Source organism: Thermomonas sp. XSG, assembly GCF_014678725.1.
Taxonomy (GTDB): Bacteria; Pseudomonadota; Gammaproteobacteria; order Xanthomonadales; family Xanthomonadaceae; genus Thermomonas.
Genome location: NZ_CP061497.1, coordinates 900073 through 925660, shown reverse-complemented (window position 1 = coordinate 925660; position 25588 = coordinate 900073). Strand labels below are relative to the sequence as shown.

The following is a 25588-nucleotide window of genomic DNA, read 5'->3' as shown; positions in this document are numbered from 1 at the left end:
CGCAGCCGCATGCCCATCCTGCACCAGATCGATCCCGTCGCCGTTGCGCTGGGGCCGCTGAAGATTCACTGGTACGGGCTGATGTACCTGCTCGGCTTCGGGGTGGCCTGGTGGCTGGGCCGTCGCCGCGTGCGCGCCGGCCGTCTGCCCGGGGTCGACGACAACGGCTTCGGCGACCTGATGTTCTACGCCATGCTGGGCGTGGTCCTGGGTGGGCGCATCGGCTACGTGCTGTTCTACGACTTCGGCACATTCCTGCGGGACCCGCTGATGCTGTTCAAGGTGTGGGAAGGCGGGATGAGCTTCCACGGTGGCCTGCTGGGCGTGCTGGTCGCGGGTGCATGGTGGTCGCGCCGGCAGCGGCTGCACTTCTTCGACACGGTCGATTTCGTTGCCCCGCTGGTGCCGGCGGGGCTCGGCTTCGGGCGTCTCGGCAACTACATCGGCGGCGAGTTGTGGGGCAAGCCCACCCAAGGCACGGCGTTTGAAGGCTGGGGCGTGGTGTTCCCGCACGCGCTGCCGGAACCGTTCGCCTCGATGGATGCCGCGACGCTGCGGGCCCAGTTCGACAGCGGAATCCTGGATACGTTCGCGCGCCACCCGTCCCAGCTGTACCAGGCCACGCTGGAAGGGCTGGTGATGTTCGCGGCGCTGGTCTGGTATTCGCGCCGGCCGCGTCCGCGCTACGCGGTGGCCGGGCTGTTCGCGCTGCTGTACGGCAGCTTCCGCTTCCTGGTGGAATTCGTGCGCGAACCGGACGCGCAGCTGGGCTACCTGGCGTTCGGCTGGCTGACGATGGGGCAGGTGCTGAGCACGCCGCTGATCCTTTTGGGCCTGTTCTGGCTGTGGCGATCGCGCAGCGCACCCACGCTGCAGCCGGAGCCGCGCTGATGCGCCAGTATCTGGAACTGCTTCGGCACGTGCTGGAGCACGGCAGCGACAAGGCCGACCGCACCGGCACCGGCACCCGCAGCGTGTTTGGCTGGCAGATGCGCTTCGCCCTCGGCGAAGGCTTCCCGCTGGTGACCACCAAGAAATTGCACCTGCGCTCGATCATCCACGAGCTGCTGTGGTTCCTGCAGGGCAGCACCAACATTGCCTACCTGAAGGACAACAAGGTTTCGATCTGGGACGAATGGGCCGATGCCAATGGCGAACTCGGCCCGGTCTACGGCAAGCAGTGGCGCAGCTGGGAAGGCGCGGATGGCCAGACCCACGACCAGATCCGCTGGGTGGTGGACGAGATCCGCCGCAATCCGGATTCGCGCCGGTTGATCGTGTCGGCGTGGAACGTGGCCGACCTGCCGAAGATGGCGCTGATGCCCTGCCACAGCCTGTTCCAGTTCTACGTGGCGGACGGGAAATTGAGCTGCCAGCTGTACCAGCGCAGCGGTGACATCTTCCTTGGCGTGCCGTTCAACATCGCCAGCTACGCGCTGCTGACCCACATGGTGGCGCAGGTCTGCGGGCTGGGCGTGGGCGATTTCGTGCACACGCTGGGCGATGCGCACCTGTACGCCAACCACTTCGAGCAGGCGCGCGAGCAGCTCTCGCGCACGCCGCGCGCGCTGCCGGCGCTGAAGCTCAACCCCGACGTGAAAGACATCTTCGGCTTCCGTTTCGAGGACATCGCCATCGAAGGCTACGACCCGCTGCCGGCGATCAAGGCGCCGGTCGCGGTTTGAGCCGGCCATGCGCGTTTCGCTGATCGCCGCGCTGGATCGCAACCATGCCATCGGCCGCGGCAACGCACTTCCTTGGCACCTGCCCGACGACCTCCGGCGGTTCAAAGCGCTGACCCTGGGCAAACCTGTACTGATGGGACGCAGGACGGCGCAGTCGTTGGGTCGCGCGCTGCCGAAGCGGACCAACCTGGTGTTGACCCGCGGTGGCGCGGTGCCGTTCGCCGGGATGCAGGCGGTGGCGTCCCTGGCAGCGGCCTTTGCGCTGGCGGCGGAGGAATGCGACGAGCTGTGCGTGATCGGTGGCGGCGAGGTCTATGCGCTGGCGCTGCCGCAGGCCACCCACCTGCACCTGACCCATGTCGATACCGCGGTCGAGGGCGCCGACGCGTTCTTCCCGCGCCTGGACGCGCAGCGCTGGCGGGAAGCCGCGCGCATCCACCATCCGGCGGATGCGGCGCACCTGTTCGCGTTCGATTTCGTCGACTACGAGCGCGCCTGACCCTGGCCTTCGGGCGCGCGGCCGCCCTCGTGGCGGCGCGGGCCGTGGTTGCCATGCGGCTTGTTGCCGTGGCGCGGTGGGCGCTGCCTCGGCGCCGGCGCCGGCACGTCGCGGCCGGGCACCTGCACCAGCTGGAAGTCCTCGCCATCCAGCCGCAGCGCGGTCAGCTTGCCGCTCCAGACCGCGCCGGTGTCGATGGCGTGCACGCCGTGGCCGATGAACAGGCCGAGCGTGCTCCAGTGGCCGCAGACGATCTTCAGGTCGCGCGGCGCATGGCCGGGGACCGAGAACCAGGGGTACAGGCCGGGTGGCTGGGTGCCCGGCGCGCCCTTGTGTTCGAACGCGATGCGTCCGCGCGGACTGCAATAGCGCATGCGGGTGAAGATGTTGATGATGGCGCGGTCACGGTCGCTGCCCTGCAGTCGCGGCGACCAGTCCGGGCCGTCCCCGTACATGTTCTTCAGCAGCTTGCGGTAGCCGTCGCTGCGCAGCCGGGCTTCGACCTCGCGGGCGTGCTTCTCGGCCAGGTGGGTGGTCCATTTCGGCGCCAGCCCGGCGTGCACCATCATCCAGCCCAGCTTGCGGTCCACGTGGGCCAGCGGGCGTCCGCGCAGCCAGGCCAGCAGCTCCGGCGCATCCTCCGCGAACAGCACGCCCTGCAGGTCCGGGTTCACCCGGCGCTGTTCGTCCGGGGTGCGCTCGGCCACCGCCAGCAGCGACAGATCGTGGTTGCCCAGCACCGCCTCGCATTGCTCGCGCAACGAATGCACCAGCCGCAGGGTTTCGATCGACTGCCCGCCGCGGTTGACCAGGTCACCGCAGAACCACAGCCGGTCGGCCGCCGGATCGAAGTTGATCTTCTCCAGCAGGCGCTGGGTGACGTCGTAGCAACCCTGCAGGTCGCCGATTGCCCAGACGGCCATCTCAGTGCAGGGTGCGCGGGACGGACAGCGTGAACGCCGGGATCGGCGCGGCGAAGCGGGTGCCGTCGTCGGCCAGCACGTCGTAGCTGCCGCGCATGGTGCCGATGTCGGTCTCCAGGACCGCGCCCGACGTGTATTCGAACCCTTCGCCCGGGCGCAGCCACGGCTGCTCGCCGACCACGCCTTCGCCCACCACTTCGCGGACCTTGCCATTGCCGTCGGTGATCAGCCAGTGGCGGCCCAGCAGCCGCGCCGGCACCTTGCCCTGGTTGCGGATGTGGATGGTGTAGGCGAACACGTAGCGGTCTTCCTCCGGCGCCGACTGCTCGTCGAGGAAGCGGGTGTCGACATCGATGTCGAACTGGTAATCGTTGCTGCTCATGCCGACATTCTAGCGGCGCGTGGCGCGCCGCGCCGGCTCCATTCAGGCGCCGGCCAGCAGGTTGGCCAGGCGCACGAAGCCGGCGACTTCAACCTGCTCCGCGCGGGCGTCCGCGCGCAGGCCGGCAGCTTCGATGGCGGCACCATCGGCGACGCCATTGAGTGCGTTGCGCAGGGTCTTGCGGCGCTGGCCGAAGGCGGCGCGGACGACGTTGGCGAATACTGCGCGGTCACGCACCTGGATGCGTTCGGCAGCTTTCGGCACCAGCCGCACCACCGCTGAATCCACCTTCGGCGCCGGCCGGAACGCGCCCGGCGGCACCACGAACAGCGGGGTCACCGTGCAGTAGGCCTGCAGCATCACGCTCAGGCGGCCGTACACCTTGCTGCCGGGGCCGGCGGCCATGCGCTCCACCACTTCCTTCTGCAGCATGAAGTGCATGTCGCGGATCGCGGCGGCATGGTCCAGCGCATGGAACAGGATCGGCGAGGACAGGTTGTAGGGCAGGTTGCCGACCAGCCGGATCTGCCCGAGGGCATCGCCGCGCCGCGCGGCCAGCGCGCCGAAGTCCACCCCCAGCACGTCGCCCTCGATCAGGTGCAGCTGGCCGTGCTCGCGCGCTGCGGCCTGCAGCGGGGCGTGCAGGTCGCGGTCGAACTCGATGGCGGTGACCTCGCCATGTTTCCTCAGCAGCGGGAAGGTCAGCGCGCCCTGGCCGGGGCCGATCTCGACGAGCACATCGCCCGGTCGTGGATCGATGGCCTGCACGATCTTCTCGATCACGCCCTTCTCGTGCAGGAAGTTCTGGCCCAGATGCTTCTTGGCCGGTTCGGTGAAGCCAGTGTTCATGGCAGGCGGGCTCATGGCGGGCGGGCTCATAGCAGGCGCGTCCCCAGCGGCACGTCGCGGTCCGGCACGCACAACGCCACTGCGCCGTCGGCGTCGTGGAAGCCGGTGACCAGGCATTCGGACATCAGCGGGCCGATCTGTTTCCTGGGGAAGTTGACCACGGCGACCACCAGCCGGCCCACCAGGTCTTCGGGGCGGTAGTGGACGGTGATCTGCGCGCTGGATTTTCGCACGCCGAGTTCGGGGCCGAAGTCGACCTGCAGCACGTAGGCGGGCTTGCGCGCCTGCGCGAATGGTTCTGCCGACAGCACCCGGCCGACGCGCAGCTCGACCTTCAGGAAATCGTCGAAGGCGATCTCGTCCATCACGCGCCCGCGCGCCGCGACGCCAGCTGCGTGCAGCAGCGGATGGCGGCGAACAGGCTGGACGGATCGGCCTTGCCGGTGCCGGCGAGGTCGAGCGCGGTGCCGTGGTCCACCGCCACCCGCGGGTAGGGCAGGCCGAGGGTGAGGTTCACCGCATGGGCGAAGTCGGCGTGCTTGAGCACCGGCAGGCCCTGGTCGTGGTACATCGCCAGCACTGCGTCGAAGCCGTGCAGCTTGGCGGGCAGGAAGGCGGTATCGGCCGGCAGCGGGCCGACCAGGCGCAGGCCATCAAGGCGCAGGCGCTCCAGCGTCGGAATGATGACGTCCAGTTCCTCGCGCCCCAAGTGGCCGTCTTCGCCCGCATGCGGGTTCAGGCCGAGCACGGCGATGGTCGGCGCGGCGATGCCGAACTGGGTGCGCAGGGCCCCATCGACGATCCGCAGCGTGCGCTCCAGCGCGCCAGGGGTGATCCGGTCGGCCACCTCGCGCAGCGGCAGGTGCACGGTCTGCAGGGCCACCCGCATGGCGGGATTGGCCAGCATCATCACCACTTCAGTGCCGGCGTGCGCCGCCAGCAGGCCGGTGGTGCCGGTGTAGTGGATGCCCCCCTCGTTGATCGCCGCCTTGTGCACGGGGCCGGTGACCAGACCGTGCAGCCGCCCTTCGAGGCAGGCCTGCGCGGCGCTGGTCAGCGCGGTCACCACCGAGGCAGCGTTGACCGGCTCCGGCCTGCCGAACGCGGCCAGGACGGGGTGCGGGACGTCCACGATTTCCAGGCTATGCGGTACGCGCGGGGCTTCGCCACTGCGATGCAGGGCCAGCGGCAGCGACATGGCTGCGGCCGCGCGCAACAGGGTGTCGGCGTCGCCGAACACGACCAGATCCGCGTCCCAGTCGCGCTGGGCCGCCTGCACGACGAGCTCGGGGCCGATGCCCGCGGGCTCGCCGGGAACCAGCGCAAGCAGGGGACGCATGCGCGCCTCAGAAACCGGTGCGGCTACCCTCGGGACGCTCGACCGGCGTGACCTTGTGCTTTTCCTTCTCCGTTTCCGGCAGTTCGGGGCGGCTGGACTTGCCCTCCTCGTTGCGCACATCCACATAGGCTTCCCCGCGCATTTCGCGCAGGAAGCGGTCCCATTCTTCCTCCAGCTTGCGCCGGCCGATGGTCTCGCGCACCTGCGCGCGCAGGTTCTCGTCGCCGGCGGCGATCTCGCGGCTGCCGCTGCGCTGCACGATCACCCAGCCGGCGTCGGTCTTGAACGGCGCCGAGGTCTGCCCGTCCGACAGCGCGGCCACCTGCATGCCGAAGGCGGTGCCGTAGGTATCGGCGCCGAACCAGCCGAGGTCGCCGCCGCGGCGGCGGGTGGTGGCGTCGTCGGAATCCTCGCTGGCCAGCTTGGCGAAATCCGCGCCGCCGGCCAATCGCGCCGCCAGCGTGTCGATCTTCGCCTTGGCGGCGGCATCATCGGTCTTGTCGTCGACCTTCACCAGGATCTGGCGGGCCGAGAACTGGGTGACCTTCTCGCCACCGGCGGCGGCCTGGGTGCGGGTGCCGACCAGCTGCAGCAGCTGGAAGCCGCTGGGGCCGCGGATCGGGCCGATCACTTGGCCGTCCTGCATCTGCTGGATGACCGATGCGAACGACGGCGGGATCTCGTTGAGGCCGCGCCAGCCCAGGTCGCCGCCTTCCAGCGCGTTGGGGCTGTCGGAATAGCGTACCGCGGCGGCGGCGAAGGTCATCTCGCCGCGATCGATCAGGCCCTTCACGCCCTCGATCTTCTTCTGCGCGGTGGCGATCTGTTCGGGACTGGCCGCTTCCGGCGTGCCCACCAGGATGTGGGCGAGGTGGAACTGCTGGCTGGCGGTGGCGGAGGCATTGGCCATCGCCGCGTCGACCTCGCCCTCGCTGACGTTGATCCGCCCTTGGGCGAAGCTCTGGCGCAGCTTCTGGGTGATGATCTCGTCGCGCAGGCTGTTGCGGAAATCGGTGAACGACATGCCGTCCTGCGCCAGCCGCGCGCGCAGCTGGTCGACGCTCATGCTGTTCTGCTGGGCAACGCCCTGCACCGCGCGCTCCAGGTCCTGGTCGCTGGCGGTGATGCCGGCGTCGGTGGCGCGCGCAAGCTGCAGGCGCAGCAGCACCAGGCGCTCCAGCACCTGCCGCTCCAGCACGTCGGCCGGCGGCAGCTGGTTGGCCTGGCCGGCGTACTGGGCGCGGATGTTGGCGATCGCGCGGTCCAGCTCGCTGCGCAGGATCACGTCCTCGTTGACCACGGCGGCGATCCGGTCGACCGGCTGGAGGGACGCGGCGTCCTGCGCGGTCGCGCCCCCGGCAAGCAGCAGCACGGGCAGCAGCGCGGCGAGGTAGCGGGGAGCACGCAGGCGATGGATGAAGGTCATGGATTGGCGTTCGCGTTGTCGGGCGGGGAAGGCTGGCCCGTGGCGGTCTGCGGCGGCACCAGATAAAGGTCGTCGCGATTGTAGCCGAGGATGGACCGGCGCAAGGCGCGCCGCGCATCCTGGCCGGCGGAGCCGAGCCCCTTGAGTTCGATCTCGAACATCAATGCGTTGCTCAGCTCGCCCGCACGGTTGTGCACGTAGCGGCGGGCGACCAGGCGCATCGCCACGCAGCAGCTGTCCCACTGCACCCCGGCCAGGCTTTCCAGCGCCTTGCGGTCGCGCAGCGAGTAGTAGCCGCGACCGACCAGGCTCCAGCTGGCGTTCAGCGGGTACAGGAAGGAGACGTCCACCTGTTCCAGCAGCGCGCGACGGTAGCGGTAGGCGAGATTGAACACGCCTTCGTCGGGCAGCAGGTAGCGCGCGCGCAGGCTGGCGAGGTCGGTGCGCTTGAATTTCGGGTCGCGCTGGTAGGAAGCGCCGATGGTCCAGCGGTCGGTGGGCGCGTAGTTGACGTCGGCCACCCACGCCGAGCGCCCCTTCTCCGTCACCGGCTCGTTGGGCAGCCGCACCAGCGATTCCTTGAGGTAGCGGATCTGTCCGAGGCTGGCGGAGAAGCGTTCGAAGCCATCCGCCTGGCGGATCATGCGGGAGCTGACCGCCAGCGTGATCTGGTTGGCATCGGCCTGGCGGTCGGCGCCGGAATAGCGGTTCTCGCGGAACAGCTGGCTCCAGCTGAAGGTCAGCGGCTGGGTGTCGAACACCGGCATGTCGCCCTGGTCCTCGTAGGGCACGTTCAGGTAGAACAGGCGCGGTTCGATGGTCTGCAGGTAACGCTTGCCCTTGACCTGGGTTTCGCGATCGAAGAACAGGCCGGTGTCGACGCTGAAGATGGATTGCGCGCGTGATGGCGATTCCCCGCCCAGCGCCTGTCCCAGTGCGCGGTCGAGCGAATAGCCGGTGTAGCGCCAGGCGAGGGTGGGGCGCAGGAACCAGGCGTCGCCTTCCAGCGGGGCGCCGATCCACGGGCGCAGGTCCACGCGCGAGCCGGCGGCGTAGATCGGGTGATGGAAGCGCACCGCCTCGGCATCCACGCCTGCGCGCAGCAGGCCGCCGACGCGGCGTTCCCAGTTCAGGTAGGCGCGCGGCAGGCGGTCATAAGGCAGCACCGCGTCGGTCAGGGTGTAGTCCGCCAGCTGCCAGTGATCGGCAACCACGCCGGCGGTCCAGTCGCGGCCGCGGCCGTAGACGCCCAGCGCGCTGTAGGACGTGGCCTGCGACAGGCCGTCGATGCTGCTGCTGAAGTCTTCGTAGTAGCGCGGGTCGCTGATCCAGTTGAGGCTGGCGCGCGCCTGCCAGTCCGGCGCCAGGTTGTGCACCCCTTCGAAGTGGGCCAGCCCGCGGCTGCGGTCGCGCAGGTCGTCATTCGGCATCCAGACGCCGTCCAGCGTGCCTTCGCCGTTCTCCAGCAGGTAACGGAACTGGGCGCCCAGCAGCGCGCCGCGCTTGCTCATCCAGCGCGGACTGAGGGTGGCGTCGTAGTTAGGCGCCAGGTTCAGGTAGACCGGCTGGCGCCAGTCGAAGCCGTTGCGGCCGGAGTTGGAGATCGACGGATACAGCAGGCCGGTGCGCCGGCGCTCATCGGTGGGGAACATGAACCACGGCATGTAGAGCACCGGTACCTTGCCGACCCGCAGGCTGGCCCCGCGGGCCACCGCCATGCCGGAATCGGTGTCGATATCGATCCGGCGCGCGCTCACTTCCCAGTGGCGCTGCTCCGGCGGGCAGGTGGAGAAGGTCGCGCCGCGCAGGCTGCCGAGCTCCCCGACCAGGTTCAGGCTGTCCGCCTTGCCGTTGCCGCGCCGCGACAGCAGCTGGTACTGCAGGTCTTCCATGGTGTGGGTGTCACTGCCCTGGTCGCCCTCGGCGCGCGCCGCGCGCAGGCGCAGGCCGCGGGCCTGGAAGCGCACGCTGCCTTCTGCCGCGTACTGGCCCGCCTCCTTGTCGAAGGTGAGCTGGTCCGCGCCCATGAACTGGTTGCCCCTGCGCATGGTCACATTGCCCTGGAACACCGGGTTGGCGTCGGTGCCGGACAGCAGGTCGCCCTCGATGTCGGTGGGGGTTTCCCCGGTGGGGTCGATATTCAGTCCCTCCGGCGCGCGGATGGCGTCGGCGAAGGGCGGCACCACGTCACCGATCGGGCACAGCCGCCAGTTCTGCGGCGGGTCGTCGGCGGCACGCGCCTGCAGGCAGAGCGCGACGCACAGGGACAGGGGAAGCAGACGCAGGACGGGACGCACGGGCGATCCGGGGCGAAAAACGGATCGTTAGCTTGCCGGAAGCGGCCAGCAGCGGCAAACGCGGCACATGCGGTACGTTTGCGTTGCCTTCAGCCGCGCGCTCAAAAACGCAGCGTGTCGATGTGCGCCACCACGCATTCGGCCAGGGTTGCAAGGTCGTAGCCACCTTCCAGCGTCGAGACGATCCTGCCGTCGGCGTGACGATCGGCGATGGCGACCAGCTCGCGGGTCAGCCAGGCGAAATCGGCGGTATCCAGCAGCAGTCCGGCCAACGGGTCGCGGCGGTGGCCGTCGAAGCCGGCGGATACCAGCAGCAGCTGCGGCTTGAACAGGTCCACCGCCGGCAGCAATTCCTCGCGCCAGGCGGCGCGGAAGTCCACGCCGTCGGCGCCCTTCGCCAGCGGCGCATTGAAGATGTTGCCGCAGCCCGTTTCATTGCGTGCGCCCGATTCCGGATACAACGGCCACTGGTGCGAGCTGGCGTAGAGCACGCGGGGGTCGCGCTCGAAGATCGCCTGGGTGCCGTTGCCGTGATGGACGTCGAAATCGACGATCGCCACCCGCTCCAGGCCGTGCCGGTCGATCGCATGCCGCGCCGCCACCGCCACGTTGTTGAACAGGCAGAAGCCCATCGCCGCTGCCGGGGTGGCGTGGTGGCCGGGCGGGCGCACCGCGCAGAACGCGCGACGCGTGCGTCCGGACATCACTGCATCCACCGCCGCCACGCCGGCGCCGGCGGCACGCAGCGCGGCCTCGGCGGACTGCGGTGACAGCAGGGTGTCGGGATCCAGCGGCTGCAGTTCGCGCGGCGCGGTTTCCAGCACCGCGTCGAGCAGATGCGCATCGTGTACGCGCAGCAGCTGGCCGCGGCTGGCGGGCGGCGCCTGCTGCCAATCCAGGTCGGGGTGCGCGGCTTCCAGTGCATGCAGCACCGCGCGCAGCCGTGCCGGGCGCTCGGGGTGGTCGGGGCCGGTGTCGTGGGCCAGGCAGGCAGCGTGGGTGTAGATCTGCATCACCTGCCGTCCCTCCGTCCGGGTTCTACCTGCGGCGCTCGTGCTTCCACAGCACTTCGCCGTGGCCGCTGGCGCGGGCCAGTACGCGGCACAGCACGAACAGCAGGTCGGAAAGGCGATTCAGATAATGCACCGGCTGCGGGCGCACGCTTTCCAGCCGCGCCAGTTCCACCGTGCGGCGCTCGGCACGGCGCACCACCGTGCGGGCGACGTGGCAGCGCGCCGCAGCGATCCCGCCGCCAGGCAGGATGAATTCCTTCAGCGGCGGCAGGTCATGGTTGTAGTGGTCCACCTGTGCTTCCAGCGCTTCGATGTCGGCATCGAAGATGGCCGAATGGCCGGGAATGCACAGCTCGCCGCCAAGATCGAACAGCTGGTGCTGGATGCGTACCAGCAGTTCGCGCACGTCGTCCGGCAGCTCTGCCGCCAGCAGCACGCCGATGCACGAATTGGCCTCGTCGACGGTGCCATAGGCCTCCACCCGAGCCGAATCCTTGCCGACGCGCGAACCGTCGCCGAGGCCGGTGCTGCCGTCATCGCCGGTGCGGGTATAGATCTTGCTGAGGCGATTGCCCATGGATTCCTGCTTTCCTTCTTCCGTTTGCGGGAGAAGCGTTCGAAGGCGGGAGGGGGACTGTTACGCCGTCTGCGCGCGCAGCGCCGGAACCTGCCGGCGCAGCAGCTCGAAGCCGCCGAACAGCAGCGCCGCGTAGAACAGCGTGCCCAGCACGGTCCACTGGAAGAACGGCACGCCGGCGATGAAGGCGGCAGCCAGGCCGGCAGCGTTGTGCGGATACATCGCACCGAACGCCCACACGCCGGCGTTGGTCAGCACGAAGAACAGCAGCGAGCCGGCCAGCGAATAGCCCAGTACGCGGCCGGCGCCGACCTTGCCGCGCAAGCCGAAGCCCAGCACGGTGGACAGGGCGATGCAGGCATACACCATCAGGTAGCCGGCGCTGGCGAAGTAGCTCCAGTAGATGCCGCCATTGACCAGGCCCAGCACCAGGTCGGAGGCGAACATCGCCACCAGCGGCACGACCAGCGCCCACTGGCGCTTGGCGAAATAGGCGCCGCCGAACAGCGCCACCGCCTCGATCGGCGAGAAATTCGGCGGGTGCGGGATGACCCGGCTCAGCGCCGCGACGAAGATCAGCGCGGTGAGCAGCAGCGGGCCGGCGGGGAGCGTCGAGGCGGGGCGATTCATGGCATTGGGACGGCTGGACTGCGGAGCCGTTAGCATAGCGCAATGTCCACTCAAGCCCCTGGAAACGGCCCCGTGCATGACGTGCTGATCGTCGGCGGCGGCCTGGTAGGTGCCAGCCTCGCGATCGCGCTGGATGCGCAGGGGCTGGACGTCGGCATGGTCGAGGCCGCACCGGCCGGCGCGCTGCCGCCGGTGTTCGACCAACGCAACCTCAGCTTCGCCGAGGCCACCCTCAACGCGCTGCAGGCGCTGGGGGTGCTGCCGCTGATGCGCGCGCCCACCGGCCCGATCCGGCGCATCCACGTCAGCCGCCGCGGCGACTTCGGGCGCATGCTGCTGGACGCGCAGGCCTACGGGCGCGGCGAGTTCGGCCAGGTGGTGGTGGCGCGCGATTTCGGCGAGGCCCTGGAGGCACGGCTGCTGCAGTTGCAGCACCTGACCCGCTACCGGCCCGCGCGCTTCGTCGGCCTTGGTGAAGGTGACGATGGCCTGCGCCATGTCCGCATCGCCGACGCGAATGGTGAGCGCACTCTTCGCGCGAGGCTGCTGGTGGCCGCCGACGGCGCCCGCAGCGCGCTGCGCGAGGTACTGGGCATCACCACCCGCGAACACGACTACGGCCAGACCCTGTTCGTCGCCCGCCTGCGCACGCAGCGCGCGCCCGACGGCACCGCCTACGAGCGACTCACCGACCACGGGCCGACCGCGCTGCTGCCGCGCGGCGATGGCCATTACGGCCTGGTCCACGGGGTGCCGTGCGAGGACGCGGAGGCCGTGGCCGCGCTCGACGATGCGGCTTTCCTGGCGCGCGTGCAGGATGCCTTCGGCTGGCGTGCCGGCCGCTTCCTCTCGGTCGGCGAACGCAGCAGCTACCCGATGCTGGGTTGCGTGGCGGACGCGCTGGTCGCACCGCGCGCGGTGCTGGTCGGCAACGCCGCGCAGTCGATCCATCCGCTCGGCGCGCAGGGTTTCAATCTCGGCCTGCGCGATGCGCTGACGCTGGCCGAATGCATTGCCGGACATGCCGGCGATCCCGGCGATGACGACGTGCTGCGCCGTCACGCCGCGCGTCGCGAAGAGGATCGCAACCGCACCATCGCGTTCTCCGACGGGCTGGCGAAACTGACCGCCAACAACGCGCCGCTGCTGCGCCCGTTGCGCAGCGCCGGGCTGGTGGCGGGCGATGCCTTCGGCTGGCTGCAGGGCTGGCTGGTGGGCGGCGCGATGGGGTATCGCGGCGACGTGCCGGCGCTGTGCCGCAAGGTGGCCGCATGAACCGGCGCGGCACGCTGGACGCGGTGGTCGTCGGTGGCGGCGTGGTCGGCGCGGCCAGCGCCCTGATGCTGGCGCGGGAAGGCCTGCAGGTGGCGCTGGTGGAGGCGCGCCAGCCGGAGCCGTGGCGGCGCGAAACGCGCGACCTGCGGGTGTTCGCCTTTGCACCCGACAACGCCGCGCTGCTGGCCGATCTGGGCGTGTGGGCGCAGGTCGAAGCGGCGCGCGTGCAGCCGTATCGCGGCATGCGCGTGTGGGATGCGGCTGGCGGTGCGCCGCTGGCCTTCGATGCCGACGCGCTGGGCGAACCGCAGCTCGGCTGGATCGTCGAGAACGGCCTGCTGGTGGATGCGTTGTGGAACGCGCTGCCGGCGGCTGGCGTGCGCCTGCACTGCCCGGCGAAAGTGGAAACGCTGGCCCAGGACGCCAGCGGCGTGCGCGTGGGTTTGGACGATGGACTGGTACTGGAGGCGCGGCTGGCGATCGCCGCCGACGGCGGCCACTCGGCGCTGCGCCGGCTGGCCCGCATCGAGGCCCCAGTGCACGACTACCACCAGCGCGGGCTGGTGGCCTTTGTCGCCACCGAGGCGCCGCACCGCGACGCCTGCTGGCAACGCTTCCTGCCCACCGGGCCAGTGGCGCTGCTGCCGTTCAATGACGATGGTGATGCGCAACTGCATGGCCACCTCGGCTCGATCGTGTGGACGCTGCCGGAAACCGAGGCGCAGCGCCTGCTGGACGCGCCGCAGGCGCAGTTCGAGCGCGAGCTGTCGGCGGCCTTCGGGGGCGAGCTGGGCGGCTTCACCTTGCAGTCGCAGCGCGCGGCGTTCCCGCTGCGCCGGCAATTGGCGCAGCGGCAGGTCGAGGGCCGGGTGCTGCTGGTCGGCGATGCCGCCCACGTGATGCACCCGCTGGCCGGGCAGGGCGTGAACCACGGCCTGCGCGATGTCTCCGCGCTGCGGGCGATGCTGCGCGACGCACAGGCCAAGGGCGGTGACATCGCATCGCCGGCGCGGCTGGCGCGCTGGGCGCGCGCGCGCCGCAGCGACAATGCGCTGGGCGCGCACGCCTTCGGCGCCATCAACCGCGTCTTCAGCAACGACGCCCTGCTGCCGACCCTGCTGCGCGGGCATGCGCTGGGGCTGGCCGGCCGCATGCCACCGCTGGTGCGCGCGCTGTGGCGGCACGCGGCGGGACGGTAGGGCGCTGTCGCCTGACTCGCGTCAGCCGCGCGGTCGATCGACCGTACTGCTGGCGAACACGGTGATCTCTTCGCGGTCGTGGTAGAGCTGTTTCGCGCGAATCGTCAGCGGCTTTTGTGCCTGCTGTGCGAACAGGTCCAGGCACAGCCGGGTTTCCTGCCAGCGCTTCTTCATCGGAAGTTTCAAGTTGAAGATCGCGTGCCGGCACCAGCCCTCGCGCAGCCAGGTGGCCATGCGTTCGGCCACGCGTCGTGGCTGTTCCACCATGTCGCAGACCATCCAGTCCAGCGGGTAGGGCGGCTGCCAGGAAAATCCGTCGGCGCGCAGGTGGGTGACCATGCCGGTGTCCAGCACGTGCTGGCGCAGCGGGCCGTTGTCGATGGCTGACACCCGCAGGCGGTTGCGGACCAGCACCCAGGTCCAGCCGCCGGGCGCGGCGCCGAGGTCGGCCGCCACCATGCCTTCCTTCAGCAGGCGCGTGCGCTCTTCCTCATCCAGCAGCACCAGCAGCGCTTCCTCCAGCTTGAGCGCGGAACGCGAGGGCGCGTCCTTGTGCGTCTTCAGGCGGGGGATGCCCAGCGGCCACGGCGCGCTGTCTGCAGCCGCGCTGGTGGCGAGGAAGGCGTGGTCGCCAGCGGCGAAGCAGACATGCAGGCGCGGCAGCCGGCGGCTGTCCTGCGCACTGAGCAGATAGCTCTTGCGCAGCGCAGGGCGCAGCGCGTTGCCGAGGCTGCGCGCCAGCCCCGCCAGCGGTTTGCCGGCATCGCTGTCCGGATGCTCCATCACCAGCTCACCGTACAGCGGCGCTTGCCCCGCGCTTCGGGCGGGTGGCAGCGCTGCCAGCATCGGCGCGATGCGGTCGCTCGGGTCCAGTCCGGTCAGCTCGGCCAGCAGGCGCAATTTCTGTCGCGCGAAGATCAGCTCGGAGAACGGCAGCGCGCGGTCCAGTGCCTCGCCGTCTTCGCAGAAGAACACCACATAGCCGCTGTCGCGCTCGGTGCGCGCATAGCCGGCGATTCCGGCCTGCGCGGCGCGTTCGGTCAACTCGCCTGCCAGCTCCGGCTCGAAGCCCTGGCGGCAGTAACACAGCAACCCGTCAATAATTCGGTCCGCCCAGTTCGCCATAGGTTTTCAGCACCGCGCAGGCGGCGTCGCGCTGCACGTCGCGCACGACTTCAATGCCGCGCTTGTTGAGTTCGCCCACCCAGTCTGCCGGCAGCGGGCCTTCGTCGAACGCGGTCAGCGCCATCACGTCTTCGGCGCGGGCGCCGATCAGCAGCCGGTCGATGCCGGCCCACATGGTGGCGCCGTAGCACTGGCAGCAGGGCTGGGCGGAGGTGGCCAGGGTCACCGGCCCGCCAAGTTCGTTGAGGCGGAACTGCTGCAGGCGCTGCTGCGCCAGCATGTAGGCCATGGTTTCCGCATGCGCCAGCGAGCAGCTCTGGCGCACCACCCGGTTCACGCCCACCGCGATCAGCTGGTGCTGCGGGCTGAACACCGCTGCGCCGAACGGGCCGCCGCTCTGGCGCTCCACGTTGTGTTTCGACAGTTCGATGGCGAAGGCGACCTTGGCTTCATCGCTGGAGAAATCGCGGCCGGCCACGTCCAGCTCCAGCACCCAGATGGGCAGGGTGATGTGCAGCTGCGCGGGAAGCGGCATCGCCATGTCAGGCCTTCTGCGCCCAGGTGTCGCGCAGGGTCACGCTGCGGTTGAACACCGGGGCATCGGTCTTGTGGTCGTAGCGGTCGGCGACGAAATAGCCCAGGCGCTCGAACTGGAAGCCCTGCTCGTTTGCCGCCTGCGCCGCCGCCGGCTCCACGTAACCCGTCACCACCTTGCGCGAATCGGGATTGAGGTAATCGACGTAGGTCTTGCCGCCTTCGTCGTTGTCGGGATCGGCCACCGTGAACAGGCGGTCGTACAGGCGCACTTCCGCCGCCACCGCGTGCTTCGCGCTGACCCAGTGGATGGTGCCCTTGACCTTGCGGTTGGCGCCTTCCATGCCGGGACGCGATTCCGGGTCCAGCGTGCAGCGCAGTTCCACCACTTGGCCATCGGCGTCCTTGATGACCTCATCGCAACGGACGATGCCGGCGCCGCGCAGGCGCACTTCACCACCCGGGGTGAGGCGCTTGAAACCCTTCGGCGGCACTTCCTCGAAATCCTCGCGCTCGATCCACAGCTCGCGCGAGAACGGGATGCTGCGTTCGCCCTGCGCTTCGTCCTTGGGGTGGTTGGCGAAGCTCAGCGTTTCCTCGTGGCCTGCGTCGAGGTTGGTCAGCACGAGCTTCAGCGGATCGATCACCGCCATCCGCCGCGGCGCGTGCGCATCGAGGTCGTCGCGCAGCGCGCCTTCCAGGATGGAGATGTCCAGCAGTGAGTTCTGCTTGCTGATGCCCACGCGCTCCACCATCAGCTTCAGCGCGGACGGCGTGTAGCCGCGGCGGCGGATGCCCTGCAGGGTGGGCATGCGCGGGTCGTCCCAGCCATCCACCAGCCTGTCGGTGACCAGCGCCATCAGCTTGCGCTTGCTCATGACGAGGTAGTTGAAGTTCAGTCGCGAGAATTCGATCTGGCGCGGCTTGCCGGCTTCCTTCGGCAGGCCCTTGGCCAGCAGTGGCTCCAGCAGCTCGGGGTTGCCGGCCAGGTCCACGTGGTCCACGCACCAGTCGTACAGCGGGCGGTGGTCCTCGAACTCCAGCGTGCACAGCGAATGGGTGATGCCCTCGACGGCGTCGCCCAGCGCGTGGGCGAAGTCGTACATCGGGTAGATCGGCCACTCGTTGCCGGTGTTCTGGTGCTCCACGTGCTTGATCCGGTACAGCGCCGGGTCGCGCAGGTTGATGTTGCCGCTGGCCATGTCGATCTTCGCGCGCAGGGTACGCGCGCCGTCCGGGAACTCGCCCGCGCGCATGCGCCGGAACAGCTCCAGGTTCTCCTCGACGCTGCGCTCCCGGAACGGCGAATTGCGGCCCGGCTCGACCAGGCTGCCGCGGTATTCGCGCACCTCGTCGGCGGATAGATCACAGACGAAGGCCTTGCCGTCGCGGATGAGCTTCTCGGCGGCGAGGTAGTACACGCCGAAGTAGTCCGAGGCATGGCGCAGGCTGTGCCAGTCGAAGCCCAGCCAGCGCACGTCGTCCTGGATGGCGCGCACGTATTCGGGGTCTTCGCGCGCCGGGTTGGTGTCGTCCAGGCGCAGGTTGCAGACGCCGCCGAACTCCTGCGCGACGCCGAAGTCCAGGCAGATCGCCTTGGCGTGGCCGATGTGCAGGTAACCATTGGGTTCCGGCGGGAAGCGCGTCTTGATCGCGGCGTGCTTGCCGCTGGCCAGGTCGTCGCGGACGATCTGGCGGATGAAGTCGGTGCGGACGGGGGCGTCGGCGGCGGGCGGGGTCTGGGTCGAGGACACGGCGTGGGTGCTTCCTTGGTAGTCCGGTAGTTTATCCGAGCCGCGTCGCGCAAGGGTTTCGCGGTGCCGGCGCGGGGCGTACGCTGGCCGCAACAAGGAGTGCCGATGCGCAGCGTGTACGAAGCCGCCAACCTGATCGATGCCCACCTGGTCCGGCAGGCGCTGGAAGCCGAGGGCATTCCCGCGTTCGTGCGCGGCGAGGCGCTGACCGGCGGGATCGGCGAACTGGGCGTGTTCGGACTGGTGGGGGTGATGGTGCCCGATGCCGCCTGGCCGCAGGCGCGCGACGTGGTGGCGGCGCTGCAGCTGGGCGAACAGGCGCTTGCGGACGACGAAGAATGTCCCGGCGCCCAGCCCGCATGAGCGCAGCGCATCCGCAGCGTGCGGCCGGCCTGCAGCTGCTGGCCGGGGCGGCGATCATCGGCAGCAATGGCCTGATGGTGCGGATGGCGGCGATGCCGCCGACCGCGGTGGCGTTCTGGCGGATGCTGCTGGCGGGCGTGATGCTGGCCGCGCTGGTGAGCGCGCGCCATGGCTGGCAGCGGCTGCCGCGCAAGGCATGGTGGTGGCTGGCGGTGCCGGTGGTCGCCTTCGCGGTCGACCTGTGGATGTGGCACAAGAGCATCCTGCTGGTGGGGCCGGGGCTATCGACCCTGCTGGCCAATGCGCAGGTGTTCTTCATGGCCATCGCCGGGGTGGTGCTGTTCGGCGAGCGGCTGAACGCGCGCTTCGTCGCCGGCGTGCTGCTGGCGTTCTCCGGCCTGTGGCTGCTGCTGGGCGCCGACTGGGCCACGTTGCCGGCGCAGTACCGCTGGGGCGTGTGGTTGGGGCTGGGCGCGGGCGTGTGCTACGCCGCCTACAACGTCGGCATCAAGCGTTCGCAGGCGGAGGCCGGCGCCGGCCGCGTGCGGGTGCCGGTGGAGCAGGTGCTGTGCTACGCCGCGTTCGGCAGCGCGCTGTGCCTGGGGTTGATCGGCTGGGCCGAGGGCGAGGCGTTCGCGCCGCCGTCGCTGCGCAGCTGGGGCGTGCTGCTGGCGCTGGCGGCGTTCGGCCACTGCCTGAGCTGGGTGCTGATCTCGCGCGCGATGGGCGTGCTGCCGGTGGCGCTGGCCGGCCTGCTGCTGCTGGCGCAGCCGATCGTGGCCTACCTGCTCGACGTAGTGTTCCTCGACATCAGCATCTCGCCACGGCAATGGCTGGGGCTGGCGGTCAGCCTGGCCGGGATCTTCGTGGCCGGGATGAAGTCCCGCCAGGACCGTGCCGCGCAGGAGCCGTGAAGCCCCTGCGCTGGCCCGGCGTGCGCGCCTGCCGGGCCTCGCCGGCGATGCGCCGCCGGATCAGGGCAGCATCCGGCACCAGTACTGCAGTTCGCTGCTTTTGCTCGGTTCGTAGACGTACTGGAAGCCGGTGAAACCCCAATCGCCCGCACGCCGGTCAAACGGCGGGCGGAAGCTGGCCTGGTGGATCAGCACGGGGTCGCCGGTGCTGATGCCGTAGGTGTAGATCCGGACGAACCGGCCGGCGGATGGCAGTTCGGCCTGCACGACCTTGAACTCGAAATAGCGCCCGATCTTCCGGTTGGCGACCTTGTAAGGCGTCGCCGTAGGGGCGGCGTCGACGATCCATTCCTCCCCGCCGTAGATCACGTGGCAGCGAACCTCCCCGGCCTGCGTGCCGGCACTGGCAAGGCTGCCCAGCAGCGTGATGGAGGCAATGGCGATCGAGGCCTTCATGGCGTCTCCACGCATTCGCGGACGGCGCCGTCCCCGGCGCGCCCGCAGGGGCTGCTGGCCGCTGGCGCCGGATGCGGCATGCCATCGGCGTCGAGGCGGGCCACGTGGGTCCGCCACTCGCGCACGCCGTCGGGCCCGAGCGTGGCCGACAGCACCCAGCCGGTGGTGGTGGCTTCGGTTTCGAAGCCGTTGAAGAGGAAATTGCCGAGGCTGTAGATGATCGGCTTGCCCTTGTAGACGTCGGCACCCTGGGTCACATGCGGGTGCCCGCCCACCACCATGTCGGCGCCGGCATCGATCAGGCGCCGGGCCAACGCGCGCAGGCGCGGGCTGGGCTGCGCCTCCTCCTCCCAGCCCCAGTGCATGAACGGGATCACGATGTCGGCGCGATGGACGCGGCGGGCGTCGATCACGTCTTGCAGCACCTGCTCGTCCTCCCCGCTCCAGGCGACGCCCGGTCGGGTGGCATCGGCTTCGAACGAGCGCGGTTTGAATTCCACGTAGCCCAGCAGTGCGATGCGCAGGCCGTTGCGTTCCAGGACCAGCGGCGCGTGCGCTTCGGCCAGATCGTGCCCGCCGCCGAAATACGGAAGTCCCGCCTGCCGCATCAGTCCCAGCTGTTCGGCAAATGCGGCCTTGCCGAAGTCGCCCGAATGGTTGTTGGCCAGCGACATCGCGTCGAAATGGCGCTTCAGCACCGGCAGGACGCGTGGATCGGCGCGGAAGGTATAGGGCTTTCCCAGCGCGCTACCCCGGGTCGCGACCACGCATTCCAGGTTGCCGATACGGAGATCGTGCCGCGCCAGCAGCGGCTGGAAAGGGGCCAGGGGATCCGTGCCAGCGGCGATCAGCTCGCCGGGCCGTTCGGCGACCATGACGTCGCCGACAAAGACGATGGACACCTCACGCGCAGGAGTGGCGGCTTGGGTCAGGCAGGGCGCGAGCAGCAGCGGCAGCAGGAGTCGTTTCATACGCCGATCATGCCTGATCACTGCGCGGCTTCACGCTCCGGCCGAAGGACGGTGATCGCGCAGGCATAGACCAGTTCGCAGGCGCCGTCGCCGCTGTCTTCGCGGCTGAGCGAGCTGCGCCAGTGCCAGCGGCCGTCGGCGGCGTCGATCCGGACCAGCCAGCCGTCGATGCGCACGTGCTGGCCCACCTTGATCCTGCCCAACGCGCCGGCCACGGCTTCATCGGCGGGCACGACATGCATGTTGGCGCTGCTGCGGATGATCTCGTCCGTCGGGATCGGTGGCTGGTCCCGCCAGCGGTAGCGGTACCAGCGGCCGCCCTGGCTGATGTCCAGCTGCGCCAGCACGGCCTCGTCGGCCATGCGGCCCCAGCCCAGCGCGAGGTCGGTGGGGGAAAACGTGGCCTCGCGGCCCATGTGGTAGTCCTCGCGGCCCAGCACCCGCGCCTCTACGCTGAAGCCGGCCAGCGGCGAAAGCGTGCCGTCGCCGATCGCGGGCAGGGCGAGGCTGCGTGGGGTGTCCGACTGCAGCGGCGGCTCCCCGCGCGCGACGCGCGGCGGCAGGGGGCATGCGGGGATCGTGGCCGGGTCGGGAGGCGGCAGGGTGGACGCCGGATGCGCCAGCCACCAGCCAGCCAACAGGCAGGCGACGACCGCCGCGAGCACTCCGCCGCGTATCCGCATCGACCTTGTCCCCTGTGCGCCGCCTTCAGCCCTGCGCCAATTGTGCCCGCGCCTGCGTGCCGATCACCTCCGCAAGCTGCTGCAGGAAGCCGTCCAGCGCCGAGGACTTGCGCCAGACCAGCGCGATCTGGCGGCTGGGCGCCGGGTCGGCGAAGCGCACCAGGCGGATGCCGGCCGGCTGCACGATCGGGTCGTGCACCGACAGCGCCGGCAGCAGGGTCACGCCCACGCCCGCGGCCACCATCTGCCGCAGCGTTTCCAGGCTGGTGGCGCGGAAGCCGGTCTTCTCCTGCGCGCCGGACAGCCGGCACACGTCCAGCGCCTGGTCGCGCAGGCAGTGGCCGTCTTCCAGCAGCAGCAGGGTTTCGTCGCCCAGCGCATCGACGCGCAGCCCCTTGGCCTGCGCCAGCGGGTGCTGCTGCGGAGTGGCCAGCAGAAATGGCTCCTCGAACAGGAACTGCGCATGCAGCTGCTCGTCGTGGACCGGCAGTGCGAGCAGGGCGGCGTCCAGCTTGCCTTCGCGCAGGCGCGCCAGCAGCACGTCGCTCTTCTCCTCGGTCAGCAGCAGCTCCAGCTGCGGGAAGCGCTCGCGCAGCTGCGGCACCACGTGCGGCAGCAGGTAGGGGCCAAGGGTGGGGAACACGCCCAGTCGCAGCGCGCCCGAGGCAGGGTCGCGGCTGCGCCGGGCGGATTCCTTCAGTTCGTCCACTTCCGCAACGATCCGGCGCGCGCGCTGCACGGCGTCCTGGCCGGCCGCGGTCAGCATGACCTTGCGCGGGGCGCGTTCGATCAGCACCACGCCCAGCTCTTCTTCCAGCTTGCGGATCTGGGTGGACAGGGTGGGCTGGCTGACGAAGCAGGCATCCGCGGCGCGGCCGAAATGGCGCAGGTCGGCCAGGGCGACGAGGTAACGGAGATCGCGCAGGTTCAAGCGGAGGGGCCCTTGAGTTCGACGGTGTTGCCGTCGGGATCGTCGAAATAGAGCGAAAGGCCATCGCCTTCCGCGCCGAAGTTGGTCGCCGCGGGTCCCTGCGGCGCAACGCCATGCCGGCCAAGATGGGCGACGATGGCGGCCTCGTCAAACGGTTCGACGCGCAGGCACAGATGGTCGAGGTTGCGGCCCTCCGTGCCCGCCGCCGCGCCGCCGCGCCGGCCCAGTTTCCCGTCCACCGCGACCAGGTCGATCATCGATGCGCCGGCGCGCAGGTGGCGCAGGCCGAGGTCGTCGCGGCGGCGCGCCACCTCGCAGCCCAGCAGCGCGCGATAGAAAGCTTCGCTGCGATCCAGGTCGCGCACGCGCAGCACCACGTGGTCGAGGCGCTGCACGTCGAACGGGCGGGCGGCCATCGTTCAGGCCGCTTTGGCCTCGGCTGCCGGGGCCGAGTGGCGGATCAGGAAGTCGAACGCGGACAGCGCGGCGGTGGAACCCGAGCCCATCGCGATGACGATCTGCTTGTACGCCTCGGTGGTGGCGTCGCCGGCGGCGAAGACGCCCGGCACGTTGGTCTGGCCGCGGTCGTCGACCACGATCTCGCCTCGCGGTGACAGCGCCACCGCGCCCTTCAGCCATTCGGTATTGGGCAGCAGGCCGATCTGCACGAACACGCCGGCCAGGTCCAGGTCGTTCACCTGGCCGCTGGTGCGGTCGGTGAAGCGCAGGCCGGTCAGCTTGCCGCCGTCGCCGACCATCTCGGTGGTCTGCGCGTTCAGGTGCACGGCGGTGTTCGGCAGGCTGTGCAGCTTGCGCTGCAGCACGTCATCGGCGCGCAGCTTGCTGTCGAACTCCAGCACGGTGACGTGCTCGACCACGCCGGCCAGATCGATCGCGGCCTCGATGCCGGAGTTGCCGCCGCCGATCACCGCCACCTTCTTGCCCTTGAACAGCGGGCCGTCGCAGTGCGGGCAATAGGTCACGCCCTTGGTGCGGTAGTCGGCTTCGCCGGGCACGCCGGTCTGCCGCCAGCGCGCGCCGGGGGCGAGGATGACGGTGCGGGAGCGCAGGGTGGCGCCGCTCTCCAGCTCGACGCCGGCCAGTTCGCCTGTCGCACTGGCCGGATGCAGCGCCTTGGCACGCTGCGCGGTGATCACGTCGACGCCGTAGCTGCGCACGTGTGCCTCCAGCGAGGCCGCCAGCTTCGGGCCTTCGGTGTATTCCACCGACGGGAAATTCTCGATCGACATGGTGTCCAGCACCTGGCCACCGAAGCGCTCCGCCACCAGCCCGGTGCGGATGCCCTTGCGCGCGGCGTAGATCGCCGCCGCCGCGCCTGCCGGGCCGCCGCCGACGATCAGCACTTCATAGGGTTCCCGCTCCTTCAATGCCTCGGCCGCGCGCGCCGCGGCGCCGGTGTCGAGCTTGGCCAGCACCTGCTCGATGCTCATGCGGCCGGCGTCGAACTCCTCGCCGTTCATGTAGATCGTGGGCACCGACAGGATCTGCTTGGCCTCGACTTCGGCCTGGAACAGCGCGCCGTCGATGGCCACGTGCTTGATCCGCGGGTTGAGCACGCTCATCGCGTTCAGCGCCTGCACCGTGTCCGGGCAACTCTGGCAGAGCAGCGACATGTAGGTCTCGAAGGCGTAGTCGCCCGGCAGCTCGCGCACTTGCTGCGCCAGCGCGTCGTCGATCTTCACCGGGTGGCCGCCCACCTGCAGCAGCGCCAGCACCAGCGAAGTGAATTCGTGGCCGAGCGGGATCGCGGCGAAGCCGACCTGCACGTCGCTGCCGGTGCGGCGGATCAGGAACGAGGGCTTGCGGGCGTCGTCGCCGCTGGCGCGGGTGATCTTCGGCGACAGCGCGGCGATCTCGCCCAGCAGTTCATCGAGTTCGCGCGCAGCCTCGGAATCGTCCAGCGAGGCGACCAGTTCGATCGGCTGCTGCAGCTTTTCCAGATAGGCGGCGAGCTGGGTCTTGAGGGCGGCATCCAACATGGCTGTCTCCTGCGGGGGTTCGGGATTCGGGTAGGCGTTGCCGACGCGCGCGGGGTTGCGGGCGCGGATCGGTGAAGAAGAAAGGGTTGCGCGAAACCGGCGAGTGGCATCGGTTTCGCGCAACCCTCTCCCTTGCGGAAGAGGGCGCGTGTGCCGGGGTCAGATCTTGCCGACCAGGTCCAGCGACGGGGTGATGGTCTTGGCGCCTTCCTTCCACTTGGCCGGGCAGACCTCGTTCGGATGGCTGGCGACGAACTGGGCGGCCTTGAGCTTGCGCACGGTTTCGCTGACGTCGCGGGCGATGGCGTTGTCGTGGATTTCCATCGTCTTGATGGTGCCGCTCGGGTCGATCACGAAGGTGCCGCGCAGGGCCAGGCCCTCTTCCGGGATGTGCACGCCGAAGGCGTTGGTCAGCGCGTGGGTGGGGTCGCCCACCAGCGGGAACTTGGCCTTGCCGACGGCCGGCGAGGTTTCGTGCCAGACCTTGTGGCTGAAGTGGGTGTCGGTGGTGACGATGTAGACCTCGGCGCCGGCCTTCTGGAACTCGTCGTAGTGCTCGGCGGCGTCTTCGATCTCGGTCGGGCAGTTGAAGGTGAAAGCGGCCGGCATGAAGATCAGGACCGACCACTTGCCCTGCAGATCCTTCTCGGTCACTTCGATGAACTGGCCGTTCTTGAACGCGTTGGCCTTGAACGGCTGGACCTGGGTATTGATCAGGGACATGGATGCTCCTCGGAGGGTTGGGGTGGAGTGTTCTGGAACGGAAGCCAGCATAGGTGTCGGCAATCAATATTGGAAATTGATTATTACCATTCAATTGATAGATTAAGACTATCATTTTTGGCCCTTCCATGCTGCGCGGCGGCACCTTTCTTTGGCGTCAACGCGTGCGCTGGCTACCATCTGGCGATGACTGTCGATGTTCCTACCGCCGCGCGCCTGCTGGCCCGCGCCCGCGACCTGATCGATCCCGCCGATGCCGCGCTGCTGTTGGCGCATGCGCTGGGCAAGCCGCGCAGCTGGCTGTTCGCGCACGCAGACGATGCCTTGGGCGAGGCGGAAGCCATGCGGTTCAACGGCCTGCTGGCCCGTCGGGCCGCGGGCGAGCCGGTGGCCTATCTGACCGGCTCGCGCGGATTCTGGACGCTGGAACTCACGGTCACCCCGGCCACGCTGGTGCCGCGCCCGGAAACCGAACTGTTGGTGGAACTGGCGCTGGCGCGGCTGCCCGCCGTTACGCCCGTGCGGGTGGCCGATCTTGGCACCGGCAGCGGCGCGATCGCACTGGCCCTTGCCAAGGAGCGGCCGCGGGCGCAGGTGGTGGCCACCGATGCCAGCCCCGAGGCGCTGGAGGTGGCCCGCGGCAACGCGGTGCGCAACGGCATCGGCAACGTGGCATTCCGCCTGGGCAGCTGGCTGGCGCCGCTGGCGGGCGAATGCTTCGACCTGATCGCCAGCAACCCGCCCTACATCGCCGATGGCGACCCGCACCTGGTGCAGGGCGACCTGCGCTTCGAGCCGCCGATGGCGCTGTCCTGCGGGCCGGACGGACTGGACGCCATCCGCACCATCGTCCGCGACGCCCCCGCCTGCCTGCGCCCCGGCGGCTGGCTGCTGCTGGAGCACGGCTGGGAGCAGGGCGACGCGGTGCGCGCGCTGCTGGTCGAGGCGGGACTTGTCGACGTCGGCACCGAGCGCGACCTCGAGCACCGCGACCGCATCACCCTGGGGCGCCGTCCCTGAACAGAGCCGTGGCGAAGCCG

General features: G+C 69.8%; 28 protein-coding genes. 8 read left to right on the top strand and 20 right to left on the bottom strand.

Features of this window, described 5'->3' with window-relative positions:
* Nucleotides 1–9 precede the first annotated feature (9 nt).
* Genes lgt through ICG51_RS04430 form a run of 3 tightly spaced genes read left to right on the top strand, consistent with a single transcriptional unit; the run spans nt 10 to nt 2184 of the window.
* Nucleotides 10–891: a prolipoprotein diacylglyceryl transferase gene (gene lgt, locus ICG51_RS04440; RefSeq protein WP_190281820.1), complete on the top strand. Its 882-nt coding sequence runs from the start codon at nt 10–12 to the stop codon at nt 889–891.
* A complete protein-coding gene (locus ICG51_RS04435; protein ID WP_190281819.1) occupies nt 891–1685 on the top strand; it encodes a thymidylate synthase in 795 nt (264 codons plus the stop codon). The genes lgt and ICG51_RS04435 overlap by 1 nt, the downstream gene beginning before the upstream one ends.
* Before the next feature lie 7 nt (nt 1686–1692).
* On the top strand, nt 1693–2184 hold the full coding sequence (locus tag ICG51_RS04430) for a dihydrofolate reductase (RefSeq protein WP_190281818.1): 492 nt from the start codon (nt 1693–1695) through the stop codon (nt 2182–2184).
* Here the strand turns inward: ICG51_RS04430 and ICG51_RS04425 are convergent.
* The 10 genes from ICG51_RS04425 to ICG51_RS04380 form a co-directional block, all read right to left on the bottom strand.
* On the bottom strand, nt 2169–3107 hold the full coding sequence (locus tag ICG51_RS04425; RefSeq protein ID WP_190281817.1) for a symmetrical bis(5'-nucleosyl)-tetraphosphatase: 939 nt from the start codon (nt 3105–3107) through the stop codon (nt 2169–2171). The genes ICG51_RS04430 and ICG51_RS04425 overlap by 16 nt on opposite strands.
* A 1-nt stretch (nt 3108) precedes the next feature.
* On the bottom strand, nt 3109–3489 hold the full coding sequence (gene apaG / locus ICG51_RS04420; protein ID WP_190281816.1) for a Co2+/Mg2+ efflux protein ApaG: 381 nt from the start codon (nt 3487–3489) through the stop codon (nt 3109–3111).
* Nucleotides 3490–3531: 42 nt separating this feature from the next.
* Complete coding sequence (gene rsmA / locus ICG51_RS04415) at nt 3532–4338, bottom strand: 16S rRNA (adenine(1518)-N(6)/adenine(1519)-N(6))-dimethyltransferase RsmA (protein ID WP_190281815.1); 807 nt, start codon at nt 4336–4338, stop codon at nt 3532–3534.
* 26 nt (nt 4339–4364) lie between these two features.
* On the bottom strand, nt 4365–4703 hold the full coding sequence (locus tag ICG51_RS04410) for a tRNA-binding protein (protein WP_190281814.1): 339 nt from the start codon (nt 4701–4703) through the stop codon (nt 4365–4367).
* Nucleotides 4703–5677, bottom strand: a complete 975-nt coding sequence (gene pdxA / locus ICG51_RS04405) for a 4-hydroxythreonine-4-phosphate dehydrogenase PdxA (protein WP_190281813.1) — start codon at nt 5675–5677, stop codon at nt 4703–4705. Before pdxA ends, ICG51_RS04410 begins: the two co-directional genes overlap by 1 nt.
* Before the next feature lie 7 nt (nt 5678–5684).
* Complete coding sequence (locus tag ICG51_RS04400) at nt 5685–7103, bottom strand: peptidylprolyl isomerase (protein WP_190281812.1); 1419 nt, start codon at nt 7101–7103, stop codon at nt 5685–5687.
* Nucleotides 7100–9400: an LPS-assembly protein LptD gene (lptD, locus tag ICG51_RS04395; RefSeq protein ID WP_190281811.1), complete on the bottom strand. Its 2301-nt coding sequence runs from the start codon at nt 9398–9400 to the stop codon at nt 7100–7102. Before lptD ends, ICG51_RS04400 begins: the two co-directional genes overlap by 4 nt.
* A gap of 101 nt (nt 9401–9501) precedes the next feature.
* Nucleotides 9502–10413 carry a histone deacetylase family protein gene (locus tag ICG51_RS04390; RefSeq protein WP_190281810.1) on the bottom strand — a complete coding sequence of 304 codons (912 nt, stop codon included), beginning with the start codon at nt 10411–10413 and terminating at the stop codon, nt 9502–9504.
* 25 nt (nt 10414–10438) lie between these two features.
* Nucleotides 10439–10990 (bottom strand): cob(I)yrinic acid a,c-diamide adenosyltransferase, encoded by a 552-nt coding sequence (locus ICG51_RS04385; protein WP_028840346.1) that lies wholly within the window; start codon nt 10988–10990, stop codon nt 10439–10441.
* A 60-nt stretch (nt 10991–11050) separates the two neighbouring features.
* Entirely contained in the window at nt 11051–11620 is a 570-nt protein-coding gene (locus ICG51_RS04380; protein WP_223809512.1) for a DUF6580 family putative transport protein, read from the bottom strand.
* 42 nt (nt 11621–11662) lie between these two features.
* Here ICG51_RS04380 and ubiH point away from each other — a divergent pair, with 42 nt between their 5' ends.
* Both ubiH and ICG51_RS04370 read left to right on the top strand, forming a co-directional pair.
* The gene (gene ubiH, locus ICG51_RS04375; RefSeq protein ID WP_190281809.1) at nt 11663–12895 is read left to right on the top strand and encodes a 2-octaprenyl-6-methoxyphenyl hydroxylase; all 1233 of its coding nucleotides are present in this window, start codon (nt 11663–11665) and stop codon (nt 12893–12895) included.
* Nucleotides 12892–14094, top strand: a complete 1203-nt coding sequence (locus tag ICG51_RS04370) for an FAD-dependent oxidoreductase (RefSeq protein ID WP_190281808.1) — start codon at nt 12892–12894, stop codon at nt 14092–14094. The genes ubiH and ICG51_RS04370 overlap by 4 nt, the downstream gene beginning before the upstream one ends.
* Nucleotides 14095–14115: 21 nt before the next feature.
* On the opposite strand, the gene rlmM is transcribed toward ICG51_RS04370, so the two are convergent.
* The 3 genes from rlmM to ICG51_RS04355 are packed head-to-tail and all read right to left on the bottom strand — an operon-like array spanning nt 14116 to nt 17507.
* On the bottom strand, nt 14116–15195 hold the full coding sequence (gene rlmM / locus ICG51_RS04365; protein WP_190282351.1) for a 23S rRNA (cytidine(2498)-2'-O)-methyltransferase RlmM: 1080 nt from the start codon (nt 15193–15195) through the stop codon (nt 14116–14118).
* The gene (locus tag ICG51_RS04360; protein ID WP_190282352.1) at nt 15191–15754 is read right to left on the bottom strand and encodes a nucleoside deaminase; all 564 of its coding nucleotides are present in this window, start codon (nt 15752–15754) and stop codon (nt 15191–15193) included. The genes rlmM and ICG51_RS04360 overlap by 5 nt, the downstream gene beginning before the upstream one ends.
* A 7-nt stretch (nt 15755–15761) precedes the next feature.
* A complete protein-coding gene (locus tag ICG51_RS04355; RefSeq protein WP_190281807.1) occupies nt 15762–17507 on the bottom strand; it encodes a glutamine--tRNA ligase/YqeY domain fusion protein in 1746 nt (581 codons plus the stop codon).
* Nucleotides 17508–17612: 105 nt separating this feature from the next.
* On the opposite strand from ICG51_RS04355, the gene ICG51_RS04350 reads away from it, so the two are divergent.
* Entirely contained in the window at nt 17613–17870 is a 258-nt protein-coding gene (locus ICG51_RS04350) for a DUF2007 domain-containing protein (RefSeq protein WP_190281806.1), read from the top strand.
* A complete protein-coding gene (locus tag ICG51_RS04345; protein WP_190281805.1) occupies nt 17867–18784 on the top strand; it encodes a DMT family transporter in 918 nt (305 codons plus the stop codon). The genes ICG51_RS04350 and ICG51_RS04345 overlap by 4 nt, the downstream gene beginning before the upstream one ends.
* A 60-nt stretch (nt 18785–18844) precedes the next feature.
* On the opposite strand, the gene ICG51_RS04340 is transcribed toward ICG51_RS04345, so the two are convergent.
* The 7 genes from ICG51_RS04340 to ahpC all read right to left on the bottom strand — a co-directional run bounded on the left by ICG51_RS04340 (nt 18845) and on the right by ahpC (nt 24548).
* On the bottom strand, nt 18845–19240 hold the full coding sequence (locus tag ICG51_RS04340) for a hypothetical protein (RefSeq protein ID WP_190281804.1): 396 nt from the start codon (nt 19238–19240) through the stop codon (nt 18845–18847).
* Nucleotides 19237–20211, bottom strand: coding sequence for a CapA family protein (locus tag ICG51_RS04335; RefSeq protein ID WP_190281803.1), 975 nt, complete (start codon nt 20209–20211; stop codon nt 19237–19239). The genes ICG51_RS04340 and ICG51_RS04335 overlap by 4 nt, the downstream gene beginning before the upstream one ends.
* Before the next feature lie 17 nt (nt 20212–20228).
* Nucleotides 20229–20876, bottom strand: a complete 648-nt coding sequence (locus ICG51_RS04330; RefSeq protein WP_190281802.1) for a hypothetical protein — start codon at nt 20874–20876, stop codon at nt 20229–20231.
* 43 nt (nt 20877–20919) lie between these two features.
* Nucleotides 20920–21825 carry a DNA-binding transcriptional regulator OxyR gene (oxyR, locus tag ICG51_RS04325; RefSeq protein ID WP_190281801.1) on the bottom strand — a complete coding sequence of 302 codons (906 nt, stop codon included), beginning with the start codon at nt 21823–21825 and terminating at the stop codon, nt 20920–20922.
* Nucleotides 21822–22241 carry a VOC family protein gene (locus tag ICG51_RS04320; protein WP_190281800.1) on the bottom strand — a complete coding sequence of 140 codons (420 nt, stop codon included), beginning with the start codon at nt 22239–22241 and terminating at the stop codon, nt 21822–21824. The genes oxyR and ICG51_RS04320 overlap by 4 nt, the downstream gene beginning before the upstream one ends.
* Nucleotides 22242–22244: 3 nt before the next feature.
* Nucleotides 22245–23825, bottom strand: a complete 1581-nt coding sequence (gene ahpF, locus ICG51_RS04315) for an alkyl hydroperoxide reductase subunit F (protein ID WP_190281799.1) — start codon at nt 23823–23825, stop codon at nt 22245–22247.
* A 159-nt stretch (nt 23826–23984) separates the two neighbouring features.
* Nucleotides 23985–24548 carry an alkyl hydroperoxide reductase subunit C gene (gene ahpC / locus ICG51_RS04310; protein ID WP_190281798.1) on the bottom strand — a complete coding sequence of 188 codons (564 nt, stop codon included), beginning with the start codon at nt 24546–24548 and terminating at the stop codon, nt 23985–23987.
* A 186-nt stretch (nt 24549–24734) separates the two neighbouring features.
* Here ahpC and prmC point away from each other — a divergent pair, with 186 nt between their 5' ends.
* Nucleotides 24735–25568, top strand: coding sequence for a peptide chain release factor N(5)-glutamine methyltransferase (prmC, locus tag ICG51_RS04305; protein ID WP_190281797.1), 834 nt, complete (start codon nt 24735–24737; stop codon nt 25566–25568).
* The last annotated feature ends 20 nt before the right edge of the window (nt 25569–25588 follow it).